Source organism: Saccharothrix sp. CB00851, from assembly GCF_001905065.1.
Lineage (GTDB): Bacteria > Actinomycetota > Actinomycetes > Mycobacteriales > Pseudonocardiaceae > Actinosynnema.
Genome location: NZ_LWLC01000037.1, coordinates 40,821 through 57,287 on the forward strand (window position 1 = coordinate 40,821; position 16,467 = coordinate 57,287).

Annotated in this window: 15 protein-coding genes and 1 pseudogene; 3 read left to right on the plus strand and 13 right to left on the minus strand. The window is 71.3% G+C overall.

The genetic code is table 11. The features are described from left to right. Positions 1-53: 53 nt before the first annotated feature. The 10 genes and pseudogenes from A6A25_RS31910 to A6A25_RS31955 all read right to left on the minus strand — a co-directional run. The gene (locus tag A6A25_RS31910) at positions 54-596 is read right to left on the minus strand and encodes an AAA family ATPase (RefSeq protein WP_241829020.1); all 543 of its coding nucleotides are present in this window, start codon (positions 594-596) and stop codon (positions 54-56) included. Positions 597-848: 252 nt separating this feature from the next. Beyond that, positions 849-3,218: a [protein-PII] uridylyltransferase gene (locus A6A25_RS31915; protein WP_073896565.1), complete on the minus strand. Its 2,370-nt coding sequence runs from the start codon at positions 3,216-3,218 to the stop codon at positions 849-851. A gap of 30 nt (positions 3,219-3,248) precedes the next feature. Further along, positions 3,249-3,587, minus strand: a complete 339-nt coding sequence (locus A6A25_RS31920) for a P-II family nitrogen regulator (protein ID WP_073896567.1) — start codon at positions 3,585-3,587, stop codon at positions 3,249-3,251. After that, a complete protein-coding gene (locus tag A6A25_RS31925; protein WP_073896659.1) occupies positions 3,584-4,927 on the minus strand; it encodes an ammonium transporter in 1,344 nt (447 codons plus the stop codon). Before A6A25_RS31925 ends, A6A25_RS31920 begins: the two co-directional genes overlap by 4 nt. A gap of 515 nt (positions 4,928-5,442) precedes the next feature. Then, a complete protein-coding gene (locus A6A25_RS31930) occupies positions 5,443-6,966 on the minus strand; it encodes an alpha/beta hydrolase (protein ID WP_073896569.1) in 1,524 nt (507 codons plus the stop codon). A gap of 93 nt (positions 6,967-7,059) precedes the next feature. Next, complete coding sequence (gene alc, locus A6A25_RS31935) at positions 7,060-8,067, minus strand: allantoicase (protein ID WP_073896571.1); 1,008 nt, start codon at positions 8,065-8,067, stop codon at positions 7,060-7,062. Further along, entirely contained in the window at positions 8,064-9,359 is a 1,296-nt protein-coding gene (gene allB / locus A6A25_RS31940; protein WP_073896661.1) for an allantoinase AllB, read from the minus strand. Before allB ends, alc begins: the two co-directional genes overlap by 4 nt. Positions 9,360-9,364: 5 nt before the next feature. Next, complete coding sequence (locus A6A25_RS31945; RefSeq protein WP_073896574.1) at positions 9,365-10,372, minus strand: glycerate kinase; 1,008 nt, start codon at positions 10,370-10,372, stop codon at positions 9,365-9,367. Continuing rightward, positions 10,369-10,560, minus strand: coding sequence for a thiamine pyrophosphate-binding protein (locus A6A25_RS31950; protein WP_198932932.1), 192 nt, complete (start codon positions 10,558-10,560; stop codon positions 10,369-10,371). The genes A6A25_RS31945 and A6A25_RS31950 overlap by 4 nt, the downstream gene beginning before the upstream one ends. Before the next feature lie 17 nt (positions 10,561-10,577). Further along, positions 10,578-11,336, minus strand: a pseudogene (locus A6A25_RS31955) (NAD(P)-dependent oxidoreductase); the annotation flags it as partial. A gap of 145 nt (positions 11,337-11,481) precedes the next feature. Between A6A25_RS31955 and uraD the strand changes: the two are divergent. From uraD to pucL, 3 genes are read left to right on the plus strand one after another with little or no spacing between them, the layout of a single operon-like run. Beyond that, complete coding sequence (gene uraD, locus A6A25_RS31960; protein WP_073896579.1) at positions 11,482-11,967, plus strand: 2-oxo-4-hydroxy-4-carboxy-5-ureidoimidazoline decarboxylase; 486 nt, start codon at positions 11,482-11,484, stop codon at positions 11,965-11,967. Beyond that, positions 11,964-12,257 carry a hydroxyisourate hydrolase gene (locus A6A25_RS31965; protein ID WP_073896581.1) on the plus strand — a complete coding sequence of 98 codons (294 nt, stop codon included), beginning with the start codon at positions 11,964-11,966 and terminating at the stop codon, positions 12,255-12,257. Before uraD ends, A6A25_RS31965 begins: the two co-directional genes overlap by 4 nt. Before the next feature lie 3 nt (positions 12,258-12,260). Continuing rightward, a complete protein-coding gene (gene pucL / locus A6A25_RS31970) occupies positions 12,261-13,145 on the plus strand; it encodes a factor-independent urate hydroxylase (protein WP_073896584.1) in 885 nt (294 codons plus the stop codon). 35 nt (positions 13,146-13,180) lie between these two features. Here the strand turns inward: pucL and A6A25_RS31975 are convergent, their stop codons facing one another. The 3 genes from A6A25_RS31975 to aceB all read right to left on the minus strand — a co-directional run bounded on the left by A6A25_RS31975 (position 13,181) and on the right by aceB (position 16,463). Next, the gene (locus A6A25_RS31975) at positions 13,181-13,657 is read right to left on the minus strand and encodes an Imm1 family immunity protein (RefSeq protein WP_073896586.1); all 477 of its coding nucleotides are present in this window, start codon (positions 13,655-13,657) and stop codon (positions 13,181-13,183) included. Positions 13,658-13,732: 75 nt separating this feature from the next. Further along, on the minus strand, positions 13,733-14,929 hold the full coding sequence (locus tag A6A25_RS31980) for a DUF6986 family protein (RefSeq protein ID WP_073896588.1): 1,197 nt from the start codon (positions 14,927-14,929) through the stop codon (positions 13,733-13,735). 1 nt (position 14,930) lies between these two features. Beyond that, positions 14,931-16,463: a malate synthase A gene (aceB, locus tag A6A25_RS31985; protein ID WP_073896590.1), complete on the minus strand. Its 1,533-nt coding sequence runs from the start codon at positions 16,461-16,463 to the stop codon at positions 14,931-14,933. Positions 16,464-16,467 lie beyond the last annotated feature (4 nt).

Genomic DNA, 16,467 nt, shown 5'->3' on the forward strand with positions numbered 1-16,467 from the left:
TGCCGCCAGACCTCGCACGTCGTCGGTGGGTTCCTCGTACTCAGGGTAGCCGTTCACGCCGGCGTCACCGACAGGCGCAGGTGGTCACGCCGGGTCAGCAGGGTCAGGCCCTGCCAGCCGCGCGGTGGCACGCCGGCGGCGAACCGGGTGCGCAGCCTGCCCGCGCGGCGCACGTGCCGGGCGAACGACCGCGACCGGATCAGCCTGCCCCGCTGCACCTGCCCGGACAGCGCCTCCTCCGGGCTCGCGTCCAGCCAGAGGAAGTGCCGCGGCCGGTTGGTGAGCACGCCGACGGCGACCAGGCCGGCGCGGGTGGTCGGGCGGGTGGACGGTTCGTGGACCAGCAGCAGGCCGCCCGCGGTGAGGGCGAACCACACGATCCGGAGGCGGTGCACCAGGTGCACCAGCGGGCGGTAGAGGCGGTACGGCAGGGCCTTGGGGAAGAGGGCGCGGAGCCTGGTCCGCACCTGGTCGGAATCCAGCACGACGGCGGGGGCGCCGTCGGTGTCGGCGGCGGCGAGCAGCGTTGACTTACCCGCTCCCGGCAGTCCGGCCAGCACGACCAGCGAGCGCGGCCTCACGGCGACAGCGGTCATCGCATCCATACTAAAGAGACGTTTCGGACGACCACGAGTTCCGGCGTGATCGGGGGCGGCCCGACCCCTCGACAGGCCGCACCCGACCACGCGGTGGCGATGTCCCCCGCCCTTCCCCCCTCGGTTCGGGCGGTCCCCCGTGCCACGGGAGAAGCTTCCCCCGGCACGGGGGTCACCCGGCAGCGTGAGCACCCTCGGTCGGTTGTGCGTAGAGCTACGCAACCTCACCAGGGGCGATTCCGCCGGGTGGTCTCAGCGGGCGGCCAGCAGGACAGCCCGTTCGATCCGGCGGCGGTGGCCCAGATCCATGCCGTCGACCCCCGAACCCCTCGGCACGGTGATGGCGAACGAGTCCACCACCGTGGAGCCCAATGTGGACACCCGCGCCCACACGATGTCCACACCGGACTGCTCCAGCGCGTCCGCGACGTGGTGCAGCAGCCCGATCCGGTCCGCCGCGCGCAGTTCCAGCACCACCGCGCCGGTCGACTCGTCGTCGAACCAGAGCACCTTCGGCGGCGGCGGGTCCTGCGGCGGGCCGCCGTAGTCGCGTTCCTTCGCGGCGAGCTTGTCGGCCAGCGCGAGGGAGCCGTCCAGCGCCCTGGTGAGCTGTTCGCGCAACAGGGTCACGTCCGGCAGCGAACCGAACCGGGGTGACACGGTGAACACGTCGACGGCCGCACCGTCGTGGGAGCGCAGGGACGCGGCGTGCACTTCGAGCGAGTTGAGCGCGAGCACGCCGGCGGCGCGGGAGAGCATGCCCGGCCGGTCGGGCGCGACCACGGTGATGGTGGCCGCGTGGTCGCCCGGGTCGATCAGCACGTCCGGCTTGCCGCTGTCCAGCACGGCCTGCGCGAGGTCCTGCTGGCGCTGGTCCAACGGCTCCGGCTTGGGCAGCGGGTCGCCCGCCATCGCCGTGCGGCACCGCGCGACCAGGTCACTGATCAGCGATGCCTTCCAGTCCGACCACACGCCCGGCCCGGTGGCCACGGCGTCGGCCTCGGCCAGCGCGTAGAGCAGTTCCAGCAGCACGGGATCGCCGCCGAGGGTGTCCACCACGCGGCGCACGGTGGCCTCGTCCTCCACGTCACGGCGGGTCGCCGTGTGCGGGAGCAGGAGGTGGTGGCGCACCAGCGCGGTGAGCGTGGCCACGTCCTGCGGCCACAGGCCGAGCCGCTCGGCGATCTGCGTGGTGAGCGCCGCGCCGACCTCGGAGTGGTCGGCCTGCCTGCCCTTGCCGATGTCGTGCACCAGGGTGCCGAGCAGCAGCAGGTCTGGCCGGGACACCCTGGTGACCAAGCGCGCCGCGTGCGCGGTGGCCTGCACCAGGTGGCGGTCCACGGTCCAGGTGTGCGCGGCGTCGCGGGGCGGCAGGTCGCGCACCGCGCCCCACTCCGGGAAGAGCCTGCCCCACAGGCCGGTGCGGTCCAGCGCCTCGACCACGTCGATCAGGCCCGTGCCGCTGCCCAGCAGGGCCAGCAGTTCGTCCCGGGCCTCCCTGGGCCACGGCTGGCGCAGTTCGGGCGCCGAGTCGGCGAGCTTGGCCAACGTGCCCGCGGCGATGGGGTGCTTGCTGCGGGCGGCGGCCGTGGCGACACGTAGTAGTAGGGCCGGGTCACGGCTGGGCACGGCGTCACGTGCCAACGCCACCTCGGAGCCGTGCAGCACGACGCCCTCGTCCAGCGGACGCCTGGCCGGTGTGCGCCGGAGCGGGGATCGGGCGAACACGCCCAGCCCTCGCTTGGGCACGGCGGCGCGGGCGGTGCGCATGGCCACGTCCACGGCGTAGACGATCGTGCGCGCGGCCGACGACATCGAGCGGGCCAGCGTGAAGCGGTCCTGCAGGCCCAGCGCGGCGGCGACCTCGTCACCGTCCTGCGCGCGCAGCACGTCCCGCGGTTTGCGCGCCACCCGGCGCAGCTCGGTGCGCACGTCCAGCAGCAGCTTGCGCGCCTCGTTGACCTCGGCGGACGGCCGGTCGGTCAGCTGCGCCGCGCTCAACGCGTCCAGCAGCGTCACGTCGCGCAGCCCGCCGCGGCCGTGCTTGAGGTCCGGCTCGACGCGGTGCGCGATCTCACCGCTGCGCGCCCAGCGCCGTGACGCGGACTCGGACATCTCGTCCAGCCGCGAGCGCACGCCCGAGCGCCAGGCTTGGCGCGCGCTGTCGGTCAGCCGTTGGCTGATCTCCTGGTCACCCGCGATGTGGCGGATGTCCAGCAGCCCCAACGCGGTGCGCAGGTCACCGGCGGCGACGCGCAGCGCCTCGCCCACCGTGCGCACCGAGTGGTCCAGGCCGATGCCGGAGTTCCACAGCGGGTACCAGAGCTTCTCGGCGATCTCGTCCACGCCCTTGTGCCCGTTGTGCACCAGGAGAAGGTCGAGATCGGAATAGGGCACCAGCTCCCGCCTGCCCAAACCCCCCACGGCGACCAGCGCGACCCCGCTGCCCGGCCCGCCGACGCCCGCCTGCGAGGCGTGCGCGGTGAGCCAGAACTCGTGCAGGTCCACCAGCGCCTCGCGCAGCGACTCCCCCGTCAAACGGCGCCGACCTGGCGCGAGCAGCCGATCGCGTGCTCGCACCAGGTCGTCAGCCGTGACGACGGCCGCCTCGTCGTTGCCCATACGGCCGTCCCCCATTCCTACTTCGGATCCCTATAGGGCATCCGAGCCGCGCTCCCCGGTCCGGACGCGGATGACGGTGTCGACCGGCGTCACCCAGACCTTCCCGTCACCGATCTTGCCGGTGCGCGCGGCCTCCACGACGGCGTCGAGGACCTTCTCCACGGCGGTGTCGTCGATCAGCACCTCGATGCGCAGCTTGGGCACGAAGTCCACGGCGTACTCGGCGCCGCGGTAGACCTCGGTGTGGCCCTTCTGCCTGCCGTAGCCCTGGACCTCGCTGACGGTCATGCCCAGCACGCCCAGCTGCTCCAGCGACGCCTTCACGTCGTCGAGGGTGAAGGGCTTGATGATCGCGGTGACCAGCTTCATGACTTGTTGCTCCCCTCAAGGACCGCAGTGGCGCCGGCGGCGACACTGGGCTTGCTGCCGCCACGGGTGCCGATGCCGCTGCCGAACTCGTACGCGGTCTCCGCGTGCTCGGCCTCGTCGATGCCACCGACCTCGGCCTCCTCGTCGGCGCGGAAGCCGACGGTCAGCTTGACCAGGTAGCCCAGGATGAGGCTGAGGACGAAGGAGTAGGCGAGCACGGCGATCGCGCCCACGGCCTGCCGCCACAGCTGGTCCACGCCGCCACCGTAGAAGAGGCCGTCGATGCCCGCCGGGGCGGCGGAGCTGGCGAAGAAGCCGATCAGGATGGTGCCGGAGAGGCCACCGACCAGGTGCACGCCGACCACGTCGAGCGAGTCGTCGAAGCCGAAGCGGTACTTCAGGCTGACCGCCAGGGCGCACAGGGCGCCGGTGATCGCACCGATCGCGATGGCGCCGAGCGGGGTGACCGCGGAGCAGGCCGGGGTGATCGCGACCAGGCCCGCGACGACGCCGGACGCGGCACCGAGGGTGGTGGCGTTGCCGTCGCGGACGCGTTCCACGAGCAGCCAGCCGAGCATCGCGGCGGCGGTGGCGACCAGGGTGTTGACGAACGTGACGCCGGCGGTGCCGTTGGCGCCGAGGGCCGAGCCCGCGTTGAAGCCGAACCAGCCGAACCACAGCAGACCCGCGCCCAGCACGACCAGCGGCAGGCTGTGCGGCTTCATCCGGTCCTTCGGCCAACCGACGCGCTTGCCGAGGACGATCGCCAGCGCCAGGCCCGCCGCACCGGCGTTGATGTGCACCGCGGTGCCGCCGGCGAAGTCGATGGCCGCCAGCTGGTTCGCGATCCAGCCGCCCGGGTCGACGACGTTGCCGTCGGCGTCCTTGCCGTCGAAGTCGAACACCCAGTGCGCGACCGGGAAGTACACCAGCAGCGCCCACAGGCCGGCGAACAGCAGCCACGGCCCGAAGCGGGCGCGGTCCGCGATCGCACCCGAGATCAGCGCCACCGTGATGATGGCGAACATCGCCTGGAAGGCGACGAAGACGGTGGTCGGGATGGTGCCGGCGAGGGACTCCTTGCCGAGCAGGCCGTCCAGACCGAAGAACTCGAACGGCTTGCCGAGCAGACCGGCGCCGACGTCGGTGCCGAACGCCATGGAATAGCCGACCAACACCCAGAGCACACCGACCACGGCGATTGCACCCAGGCTCATCATCATCATGTTGAGCACACTCTTCGACCGGACCATGCCCCCGTAGAAGAAGGCAAGTCCTGGCGTCATCAACAGCACCAGTGCGGCACTGGTGAGCACCCAGGCGGTGTCCCCTGTATCCACGTCGACCTCCACTGCACGTCGGTTGCAGGGAGCATCGGTATGTCCTGTTTCACGCGGCCGCGCCTCAGGTTTCGTGGAGGTGAACTGTGCCGGGGCTGGTGTTACGGGCACGTTTCGTGGGGTTGAAGCAGGTACTTCCGACGGCAAACAGTCCTGGTGGGCGTGGAATCTCCGGTGACGGAGGGTGGGGCGGGGGGCGGGCGAGGTGGGGTGGGTCGGGTGATGGTGGGGAGTTGGGTGGCGACGGTCGGTCACCGGTGGGGTTGGGCTGGGCAGACCAGTCGAGTCCGGCTTCCGGTCTCAGGGCCGGCTCGGTGGTTGAGTCCGGCTCGATTTGACATGGGGCCCCTTACGGGTACTGAAGGCAGGCCAAAGCCGGGCAGGCCTGGCGGGAAAAGCGTCCGCCAAGCCTGCCCGGCTTCGACCAGCCTAAAGCACCCGAACCCCAGGTAAAATCGGGCCTTTTGCGGTTCTGCTGCGGGTCCGATGTCGGGTCGTTGGGTGTTGGTTGAGGGTTAGTTGAGCCAGCCGGGGATGGTTGTGGTGGGGCCGGCGGGGGCCGGTTTGGTGTTGAGGGTGGCGATTGACTGTGGTGCCGGTTCGACGGCGGCGCAGCGGGCGCCCGGGCGTGGGGTCTTGAGGTTGATCAGGTAGTCGTCGGTGGCGCCGCGTGTGCAGTCGCTGCGGTCGTAGACGCCGTGGCCCCAGCCTTCGTAGGTCAGCAGGACGGTGGTGTGGCGGCTTTGCCGGTGGGCGTTGGCGGCCCACTCGTAGCCGGTGGCGGGGTCGTGCAGGGCGTTGAGCATGAGGATCTTGGGGGCGTCCTTGATCTTCAGGCGGTGCTGGGGGTTGTTGACCTGTTCCGGCAGGCCGACGCAGCCTGCCACGGCGGTGTGGCCCAGGGCCGAGCCGCGCATGTGCGGGGCGAGTTGGCGTGCCCGGTCGACCAGGGCGGTGAACTGGCGGTGGTCCTTGACGCGGATGGCCCAGTCCTGGCAGAAGACGGCGGAGAAGGGGTTGCGGGCCGTTTCCTCGGCGAAGGCGGTCTTGGTCGGGGTGCCGGCGCCCAGGTCGACCAGGAACTCGGACAGCTGCTGCCAGTCCGGACCGTAGAACGCGCCGAACGCGGTGCCGATGATGTCGTCGGCGGTGACCTTGCGGTTCGGGTCGAACGGGTCGGGGATTTCGCCTCGGTCGGCGCGGGCGAGGAGGTCGTCCCAGACCTTGGCGACGTCCTGGCCGTGCAGGGCGCACGACTCGGTGCGGTCGCACCACTTCACGAACTCGCGGAACGAGTCCTCGGCGGTGGCGGCCTCGGTTTCGTTGAACCGCCAGGTGCCCAGGCTGTGGTCCATGTTCGAGTCGATCACCATGGCGCGGATGTTCCGACCGAACTCCTCGGCGTACTGCTGGCCGATGAGCGTGCCGTAGGACAGGCCGTAGTAGTTGATCTTGCGTTCGCCCAGGGCCTTGCGGAGGGCGTCGATGTCCTTGATGACCGCGCCGGTGTCGGCGTGGTCGTAGATGGGGCCGCTGTGCTTGCGGCAGTCGGCGGCCAGCTCGCGGTTGTAGGCGGCGAGCACGTCGAACTCCCGCTGGTCGGTCGGGTAGACCGACGGCTGGGCGTTCAGGACGTCGACCGAGCACTTGACCGGCTGGCTGCGGGCGACGCCGCGCGGGTCGAAGCCGATGATGTCGAAGCGCTGCTGCACCTCGGGGCTGAAGTAGCCGTCCGCCCCCAGTGCGAAGTTCACCCCCGAGCCGCCCGGACCGCCCGGGTTGATGACCATGACGCCGATGCGCTTGGCCAGGTCGGTGGCCTTGCGGCGGGCCACGGCCAGGTCGAACTTCTCGCCGCGCGGGTTCGCCCAGTCGATGGGCAGGCTCAGCGTGCCGCACTCCACCTCGGCCAGTTCGGGGCACGGCTGCCAGTCGATCGCGGCTTGCGGCTCCGTTTCGGCCGACGCGAACTGCGTCGTACCCACTGCGAGCGCCAGTGCGGTGGTCAGACCGCCGAGCGCCCTGATGATCGGTCGCACAGGTTCCTCCCTAGTTCCTGTTCACCCAATCGGGTGTTCGCAGGCTTCCAGGGCGGGCGGACGGGCCACATCCGACTGAAGTCGCTCGTGTGATCAGCCCAAGGGCTGACGCAGGTCGTGGTAGCGCTGGGTGATGACCCGGAGGCCGTCCGGTGTCAGGGAGCCGAACAGCCGCAACCTGGCCATCCCGCCGTCCGGGTAGATGTCGAGACGGGCGTGGGTGGCTTCGGGGGCGTCCTCGACGCGGAAGCGGTGGCGGGTGTCCGGTTGGAGGCGGGTGCGGGGCAGGACGTCGAACTCGGCGCCGGTGCGGTCGCGGCCCCTGATGGACGCCCAGCCCGGGGCGTTGCCCTTGAAGTGGCTGGTGTCCAGTTCGGCGAGCCGGATGACGCCGGGTGCGGCCAGCTCGACCTCGACCCAGTCGTTGCCGTCGTCACGGCGGCGCGCGGTCTCCCAGCCCTCGCCCATGACGGTGGCCTGACCTGGTGCGATGAGGTTGCTCGGGTCGCTGTAGAACATGTTGCTGCACGCGGTGACCGAGGCGCCGTTCTCCAGGGCGGCCAGGTCCACCGCGTCCGGGAGGATCAAGTCCGGGTCGGCGACCGGGGTGCCGTGCACGCGCAGCCTGGCCACGCCGCCGTCCGGGTGGATGGTCAGCCGCACGTGCGTGTACCGGCGGTGGGCGGACACCTCGAAGTAGTGCTTGCGGTCGCCTTCGAGCGGCGACTTGGGCACGACGGTCTCCCAGTCGGTCAGCTCGTCGGGTGCCGGGTAGCCCTCGGCGGAGGTCGCCTCGACGGACGCGAACGGCGGGTAGTTGCCCTTGAAGAACGCGGTGTCGACCACGACGCCCTTGATCACGCCCGGCAGCCCGAGGCGGACGATCGCGTGGTCCTCGCCGGTGTCCCGGCGGCGGCGGGTCTCCCAGCCGTCGTAGACCTGGCCCTTGTGCCCGAACGTGTAGGTCTGGTACTGCGGCTCGGGCTTGCGGATCAGGTTCTCGCGTTCGGCGAACAGCTCGTCGTTCGCCCACACCACGCCGCCGCCCACCGAGCGGCAGGCCAGGTCGGGCAGTCGCGTCCAGCCGGGGGCTTGGGTCATGCGTCTCCTCTGTCCAGCAACCGGCCGCGCGGCCGGTCGTCGATCGGTCGGCCGCGCAACCACGTCTGCCGCACCACGCCCGCCAGCGGACGGCCGTGGTAGGGCGTGACGGGGTTGCGGTGGTGCAGCGCCGCGCGGTCGACCACGAACGCGTCGTCCGGGGCGAACACGCAGAAGTCGGCGTCCGCGCCGGGTGCGATGCGGCCCTTGGTGCTCAGGCCCACCAGGTCGGCGGGCTTCGTGGCCATCCAGCGGACCACGTCGGTCAGCGCGTGCCCGCGTTGGCGTGCTTGGGTCCAGACCGCCGGGAGGCCCAGTTGCAGGCTCGCGATACCGCCCCAGGCGGTGGCGAAGTCGCCGCGCTTCAGCTCCGGGGTGCACGGCGAGTGGTCGGTGACGACGAGGTCGATCAGGTCCGCGCGCAACGCCCGCCAGAGCTGTTCGCGGTTGGCCGCGTCACGGATCGGCGGGCAGCACTTGAACTCGGTCGCGGTGTCGCCGATCTCCTCCGCGACGAACGTCAGGTAGTGCGGGCACGTCTCGGCGGTCAGCCGCAGCCCCAAGTCCTTGGCCGTGCGCACCTGGCGCACCGCCTCGCCGCTGGACAGGTGCAGCACGTGCAGCCTGGCCCCGGTCTCGTTGGCCAGGTCGACCACGGTGGTGATGGCGTGCGACTCGGCGCGGTGCGGCCGGGAGTCGAGGAACGCGCGGTAGCCGGGGCCGGGTTCGGTGACCTCGTGGGGGTCCTCGGCGTGCACGATCGTGAGCGCGTCCAGTGGCCGGAGCCTGGTCAAGGCGGCCCTGAGCTGGTCTTCGGTGACGTGCGGGAACTCGTCCACGCCCGAGTGGACCAGGAAGCACTTGAAGCCGAACACGCCGGCGTCGTGCAACTCGGCCAAGTCGTCCAGGTTCGTCGGGACGATGCCGCCCCAGAAGCCGACGTCGACGTGCGCGTTGTCCCGCGCCGCCTCCCGCTTGGCCTCCAGGGCTGCCACCGTCGTGGTCGGCGGCAGGCTGTTGAGCGGCATGTCGACGATCGTGGTGACGCCGCCGGCCGCCGCCGCCCTGGTGGCGGTGGCGAAGCCCTCCCAGTCGCCGCGGCCCGGGTCGTTCACGTGGACGTGCGTGTCGACCAGGCCGGGGAGGAGGACCTCGTCGTCCGCGAGCGTCACGACGCGCTCGGCGTCCAGGTGGTCGGCCACCGCCACGATCCGACCGCCGGTGACGCCGACGTCGGCGCGGCGTTCACCGTCCGGGGTCACGACTCGGGCAGCGCGGAGCACGAGGTCCATGCGCGTCACTCTCCCAGCCGGTCAGCCGCGATGCGACCGGCCAGAAGGCGGAGGACCGGTTCCGGGGCGGCCAGGCAGCGGCGCAGGTCGGGCTCCACGTCCAGGAGCGTGTAGGCGGCCTCGATGCCCAGGCCCGTCGGGTCGACCGTGCACCGGCCGGTCACCGCCACGACCGGCACGCCGGAGGAAGCCCTGGCCACGCCCGCCGGCGCCTTGCCGTGCGCGGTCTGGTGGTCCAGCGAACCCTCGCCGGTGATCACCAGCCGGGCGCCGGGCAGGTGGTCGGCGAACCCGACCAGGTCGAGCACCACGTCGATCCCGGGACGCGTGGTCGCGCCCAGCACGGCGAGCGCGGCGAACCCGATGCCGCCGGCCGCACCGGCGCCCGGGTGGTCGGCGTAGGACGGGTCGATCTCGTCGGCCCAGTCCCGGAGCCTGGCCTCCAGCTCCCGGACCTGTTGGCGGGTCGCGCCCTTCTGCGGCCCGTAGACGGCTGCCGCACCGCGCGGGCCGAGGAGGGGGTTGTCGACGTCGGTGGCCAGGACAAGTTCGACGTCGCGCAGGTCGCGGTCGCCGAGTCCTTCGAGCATCCCCTTGCCGCCATCGGTGCACGCGCTGCCGCCCACGCCCAGGATCACGCGCCGGCAGCCCAGGTCGTAGGCGGAGCGCAGCAGCTCACCGGTGCCCTTGCTGGTCGCCGTCATGGGAGCGGGACGGTCCAGCAGGGCCAGGCCGGAGGCGGCGGCCACTTCGACCACCGCCGTGTCGCCGCGCACCGCGAAGCTCGCCGGGACGGGCGTGCCGGTCGGCCCGGTGACCCAGCGGCCGACCCGGACGAACCCGGCGGCGACGGCGGCGTCGACCGTGCCGTCGCCGCCGTCGGCCACCGGCAGGCAGCGCACGTCCAGGTCGGGCCGCACGTCCCGCAGGCCGCGCGCGACGGCGGCGGCGACCCGCGGTGCGGTGAGCGTGCCCTTGAACTTGTCGGGCGCGACGACGACGTGACCCGTCACGGCACCGCGAGGTCGCGTCGATCGTTCGCGACTCCTTTTCCGGCGATCACGCTTTTCGATCGTCGGAAAACGAGGCGCGAACGATCGACTTCCTCCATCGCCTTGTAGAGCGGCAGGATCGCCGCCCCGGGGCAGCCGAGGACCGTGTCGATCCCCTCGCTCTTGAGGACTTCCACGACCGCGCGCATGACGGGTATCCGAGCCATCAGGCCCTCCCGGACAGGTTCTCGATGACCTTGAGCAGCGCCGAGTGGTCGAGGGATCCGTACCCCTGTGCCCGGCCGGACGCGATGAGCTGGGCGATCAGCCCCGTCACCGGTAGTGCGACGTCGACCTGGCGGGCCGCGGCGAGCGCGATGCCCATGTCCTTGTGGTGCAGGTCGATGCGGAAACCCGGCTGGAACTCGCGCGCGACCATGCCGGCGCGCTTGAGGTCCAGGATCCGGTTGGCGGCCAGCCCGCCCGCGAGGACGTCCAAGCCCGCCTTGGCGTCCACGCCGGACGCCTCCAGCAGCACGATCGCCTCGGCGACCAGGGCGTAGATGCCGCCGACCACGAGCTGGTTCGCGGCCTTCACCACTTGGCCCGCGCCGTGCGGGCCGACGTGCACGACGGTCTTGCCGAGGACGTCGAGGACCGGCCGGGCCGCGGCGAAGTCGGCCTCCGCACCGCCGACCATGATCGACAAACTGGCCTGCTCGGCACCGGTCTGCCCGCCGGACACCGGCGCGTCGAGCACGCGCACGCCCCGCTTCGCGCCTTCGTCGGCCACGGCGAGGGACGTCTCCGGGCGGATGGTGCTCATGTCGACCAGGAGCGTGCCGCGGTCGACCGCGTCGAGGACCGTGCCCAGCACGACCTCTTCCACCTGCGGGTGGTCGGGCAGCATGGTGATGACGATTTCGGCGTCCACCACCGCGTCACGCAGGCTCGCCGCCGCGGTGCCGCCCGCCGCGGCGAGCTTGCCACAATGCGGAAGCTATCTTCCGTACATCGAGAGAGTAGGCAGCCTGACGACGGCGGCGCAAGACTGTTGACACGCTCGGAGGGCACTCGTACCGTCCCTCCTTGCGGAAATGGGATTCCGCGATACAGAAAAGGGAGCCTTTGTGCCCGACCTGGAAGGGTTCAACTCCGCACCGGCGGCCCCTCTGCGCCCCCTGCTCGCCGAATGCCTCGCGGTGCCGCGCTGGGTCGACGCACTGCTCGCCGGCCGCCCCTACACCGACGTGGACGCGTTGCTCGCCGCGTCCGACCGGCACGCCGACCTGACCGACGAGGAGGTCCACGCCGCCATCGCGGGCCACCCCCGCATCGGGGAGCGGGCCACGGGCGACGGCGTGTCGGCGAAGTGGTCGGCCGACGAGCAGTCCGGCGTCACGGCGTCGCTCACCGATCGGCTGCTCGCCGCCAACACCGCCTACGAGGACCGGTTCGGGCACATCTACCTGGTGTGCGCGACCGGGCTGAGCGGCGAACAGATGCTGGCCGACCTCACGTCCCGGATGGGCAACCCGCCGGACGTGGAACTGCGCGTGGTGAACCGGGAACTGGCGAAGATCGCGGCACTGCGGCTGAGGAAGGTGCTGGCATGACGACGCTGTCGACGCACGTGCTCGACGCCGAGGCCGGACGACCGCGGGTCGGCGTGCCGGTCCGGTTGGAGCGCGACGGCGAGGTGCTCGCCGACGGCGTCACCGACGACGACGGCCGGCTGCGGTTCGCACGGGACCTGGAGCCCGGCGTGCACCGGCTGGTGTTCGAGGTCGACACGCCGTTCTACCCGGAGATCACCGTCGCCTTCCGGGTCACCGGCGATCCGCCGCACCTGCACGTCCCGATCCTGTTGAGCCCGTTCGCCTACACGACCTACCGAGGGAGCTGACCGATGGCCATCGTCCTGGGGCCCAACCAGTACGGGAAGGCGGAGAACCGCCTCGTCACGGTGACCCGCGACGGCGCCGTGCACACGATCAAGGACCTCACGGTCAGCACCTCCCTGCGCGGCGACCTGGCGGACACCCACCTGACCGGCGACAACTCGAAGGTGCTGGCGACCGACACGCAGAAGAACACCGTCTACGCCTTCGCCAAGCAGGCTCCGGTCGGCGAGATCGAGGACTTCGCGCTGCGCCTGGGCAGGCACTTCGTCTCGACCCAGGAGGCGATCACGGGCGCCCGCGTGCTCATCGACGAGCACGCGTGGGAGCGCATCGAGGGCAACGACCACTCGTTCGTGCAAGGCAGCACCGAGAAGCGCACGACCGCCGTGACGATCGACGGCGAGCGCGCGTGGGTGGTGTCGGGCGTGCGGGACCTGGTCGTGCTGAAGACGACCGGGTCGGAGTTCCACGGCTTCCCGCGCGACGAGTACACGACGTTGCGGGAGACCGACGACCGGATCCTGGCCACGTCGGTGACGGCGCGGTGGCGCTACCAAGGCGAGGGCGACGGGATCGACTGGGCGAAGAGCTTCACCGAGATCCGGCGGCTGCTGCTGGCGACGTTCGCGGCCAAGCACAGCCTGTCGTTGCAGCAGACCCTGTACGCGATGGGCGAGGCGGTGCTGAAGGCCCGGCCCGAGGTGGCCGAGGTGCGGTTGTCGATGCCGAACAAGCACCACTTCGCGGTGGACCTGTCGCCGTTCGGCCTGACCAACGACAACGAGGTGTTCTACGCCGCCGACCGGCCGTACGGGCTGATCGAGGGCGCCGTGCTGCGTGACGACGCCGAGGACGCCGGCTCGGCCTGGTACACCCTGCCGTCGTTCTGAGCGCCGACCGTGCTCCCGCGGGCCGGGGAGCACGGTCACATCTTGTCGCCCGTCACCTTCTTGTGCAGCGCCATCCGCTGCAACCGCCAGGCGTGGAACAGGTCGGCCTCCTCGTACCAGTCCACGACGGTCGGCCGGCGGGCGGTGAACATGAACTCCAGCAGGATGTCGCGGTAGGTCATCAGCGGCACGCCCACGCCCGGCGGGAAGTCGGTGTAGGTCTCGTCCACGTACGGCGCGTCCGGCTCGCCCTTCGGCCAGCCGGTGAACTCGTCGTCCACGTAGTTGAGGTAGCCCCACGAGCCGCGCACGGCGAGCACCAGGTTGTGGTCGCTCTCGCCCTCGGCGTCGGGTGGTCGCCCGAAGTGCTCCAACATCCCGTCATTGCACTCGGGCCGCGCCAAGGCGGCGATGAGCACGTCCACGTCCGCCGCGCACGCCACCACCTGATAGCGGAACTCCGCCCGCTCCAGGTCCGGCAGCCCGGTCCACAAGCCGGCCCTCATGGTCATGCACACACACTGACCGGTATAGCTCGTTTCGGCCCTTCGCCGGATCGAGGATCACCCCATCCAGCGATGCCGTGATCACTCTCTTCTGGCTAGGGCCTGCAATTCGATCACGCTGAGTCCTGTCGCACGGCGGATTTCGTCCTCGTCCAGGGCACCGCAGTCCAAGGCGCGGAGGAACGACGTGGACAGCGCCTGGGCGGTCGCGGGCTCGTCCAGCACCGAACCGCCGGCCCGCGCCACGTACGCCTTGAGCCGGCGGGCGTCCGCGTCCACGCCTTCGAGGTGGAACGCGTGCACGGCCGCGTACCTGGTCACCAGCTGCGCCGGGTGCAGGTCCCAGCCCTGGTAGAAGCCGTGCGCCAACGACCGCCGCACCAGCCGGTAGTGCGTGCGCCAGCCCCCGTGCACGTCGTCGCCGACCGGCAGCACGTTGGTGGAGCCGTCGGACAGCGCGACACCGGTGCCCGCCGCGGACACCTGCATGACGTGGCGGGCGAAGTCGCACGCGCCGTGCGCCAGGTGCTGGTGCGCCGCGCCCAACCCGCAGCCCGCCGTGTAGTCGTACGTGCCGAAGTGCAGCCCGCTGACCCGGCCGCGGCCCGCTTCGATGAACCGCGGCAACGCCAGCCTGCCTTCGCGGTCCACGATCGACTGGGTCGTCTCGACCTGGATCTCGAACCGCAGCGGCAGCCCGAACAGGTCCAGCACGTCGCCGAGCACCTCCACCTGCGCGACCGAGGTGACCTTCGGGAACGTGATCACGAAACCCTCGGGCGCCTCGCCCAGCGCGGTGAGGAAGACGTCCAGCGTCCGGATGCCGCGCTCGCGCGACGTCCTGGTGTCGAACGACTTCATCCGCAGCCCGAACCTGAGCGGTGCCACGCCGTCGCGCAGCCAGTCCCGCACCACGTGCGCGGTGCGTTCGGCGTCGGAGTCCTCCTCCGCGTCGGACCGGGCGCCGTAGCCGTCCTCGAAGTCGATCCGCAGGTCCTCCACCGGCTCGCCGCGCAACTTCGCCCGCACCCGCGCGTCCACGACCTCGGCCACGTCCGGCGCGAGGTCGAGCACGCCCGCCAGCCCGTCCGGGGCGTGCTCATCCAGTGCCGCAAGCGCTTGCGCGCCCCAGTCGGCGGGCGTGGACGGCGTCACGCGGTCGGCGGGCACGTAGCAGGTGTGCACGGGCTGGCGGCCCTCCGGCGCGCGCAGCTCCACATCGGACAGCCGCGCGGTGACCGCCCGCACCGCCTCGACCGACAACGACGTCCGCGGCACGTCAGCCGATCCGCTCGTAGGCGGGCAGGGTCAGGAAGTCCGCGAACTCGTCGGCCAGCGCGACCTGCTCGAACAGCTCCACGGCCAGGTCGAGGTGCTCGCCGTCGAGCTCCTCCTTCACCTGCGCCAGCACGGTGCGCACCAGCTCGGCGGTGACGGGCGTGCCGTCGTCCAGCACGACGTCGTTGTGCACCCACTGCCACAGCTGCGAGCGGGAGATCTCGGCGGTGGCGGCGTCCTCCATCAGGTTGTGGATGGCCGCCGCCCCGTTGCCGCCCAGCCACGACAGCAGGTAGCGCACGCCGACGTCGACAGCGGACTCGACGCCCGCGCGGGTGGCGCTGCCGTCCGCCGACGTGAAGTCCAGCAACTGCTCGGCGGTGACCGACACCTCCGGCCGCAGCTCGTCCAGCTGGTTCGGGTGGTCCCAGAACTTCTGGTCGAAGATCTCCGCGCACACCGGCACCAGGTCGGGGTGCGCCACCCACGAGCCGTCAAAGCCGTCGCCCGCCTCGCGGCGCTTGTCGTCACGCACCTTCGCGAGCGCCGCGCGGGTGACCTCCGGGTCGCGCCGGTTCGGGATGAACGCGGCCATGCCGCCCATGGCGAAGGCGCCGCGCTTGTGGCACGTGTGCACGAGCAGTTCGGTGTAGGCGCGCATGAACGGCACGGTCATCGTGATGCTGTTGCGGTCGGGCAGCACGAAGTCCGGCCCGGCGTCGCGGAAGTACTTGATGATGCTGAACAGGTAGTCCCAGCGGCCCGCGTTCAGGCCCGAGGCGTGGTCGCGCAGCTCGTAGAGGATCTCGTCCATCTCGAACGCGGCGGGGATCGTCTCGATCAGCACGGTGGCGCGGATCGTGCCGTGCGGTACGCCGAGCCGTTGCTGCGCGGCGGTGAACACGTCGTTCCACAGCCGGGCTTCGAGGTGGCTCTCCATCTTCGGCAGGTAGTAGTAGGGCCTGCCCAGTTCGGCGTTGTGGAAGAAGTGCAGGCCGAAGTCGACGAGCGCGCCCACAGCGGGCTTGCCGTCGATCTCGATGTGCCGTTCGGGCAGGTGCCAGCCGCGCGGCCGGACCACGATCGTCGGCCGCGGCACGTCGTCGCGCAGGGTGTAGTGCTTGCCCTCCGGGGAGGTGTACTCGACCGTGCCCCGGGCCGCGTCGTACAGGTTGACCTGGCCGGAGACGACGTTGTGCCAGTGCGGGGTGTTGGCGTCCTCCAGGTCGGCCAGCCACACCTTCGCGCCGGAGTTCAGCGCGTTGACCGTCATCTTGCGCTCGGTGGGGCCGGTGATCTCGACCCGCCGGTCGCGCAGCGGTTCGGGCGCCTCGGCGACCCGCCAGTCACCCTCGCGGATGTCCCTCGTCTCGTCCAGGAAACCCAGCGGGCGGCGTTGCGCGCGGCGTGCGACCAGTTCGTCACGGATGGCGGCGAAGTCGCGGTGCAGGCCCGCCACGAACTCCAGCGCGTCCGGCGTGAGGATCTCGTCCCCGCGCTCCACTTCGCCCCCGAGGACGCGAACACCGGACATGGAA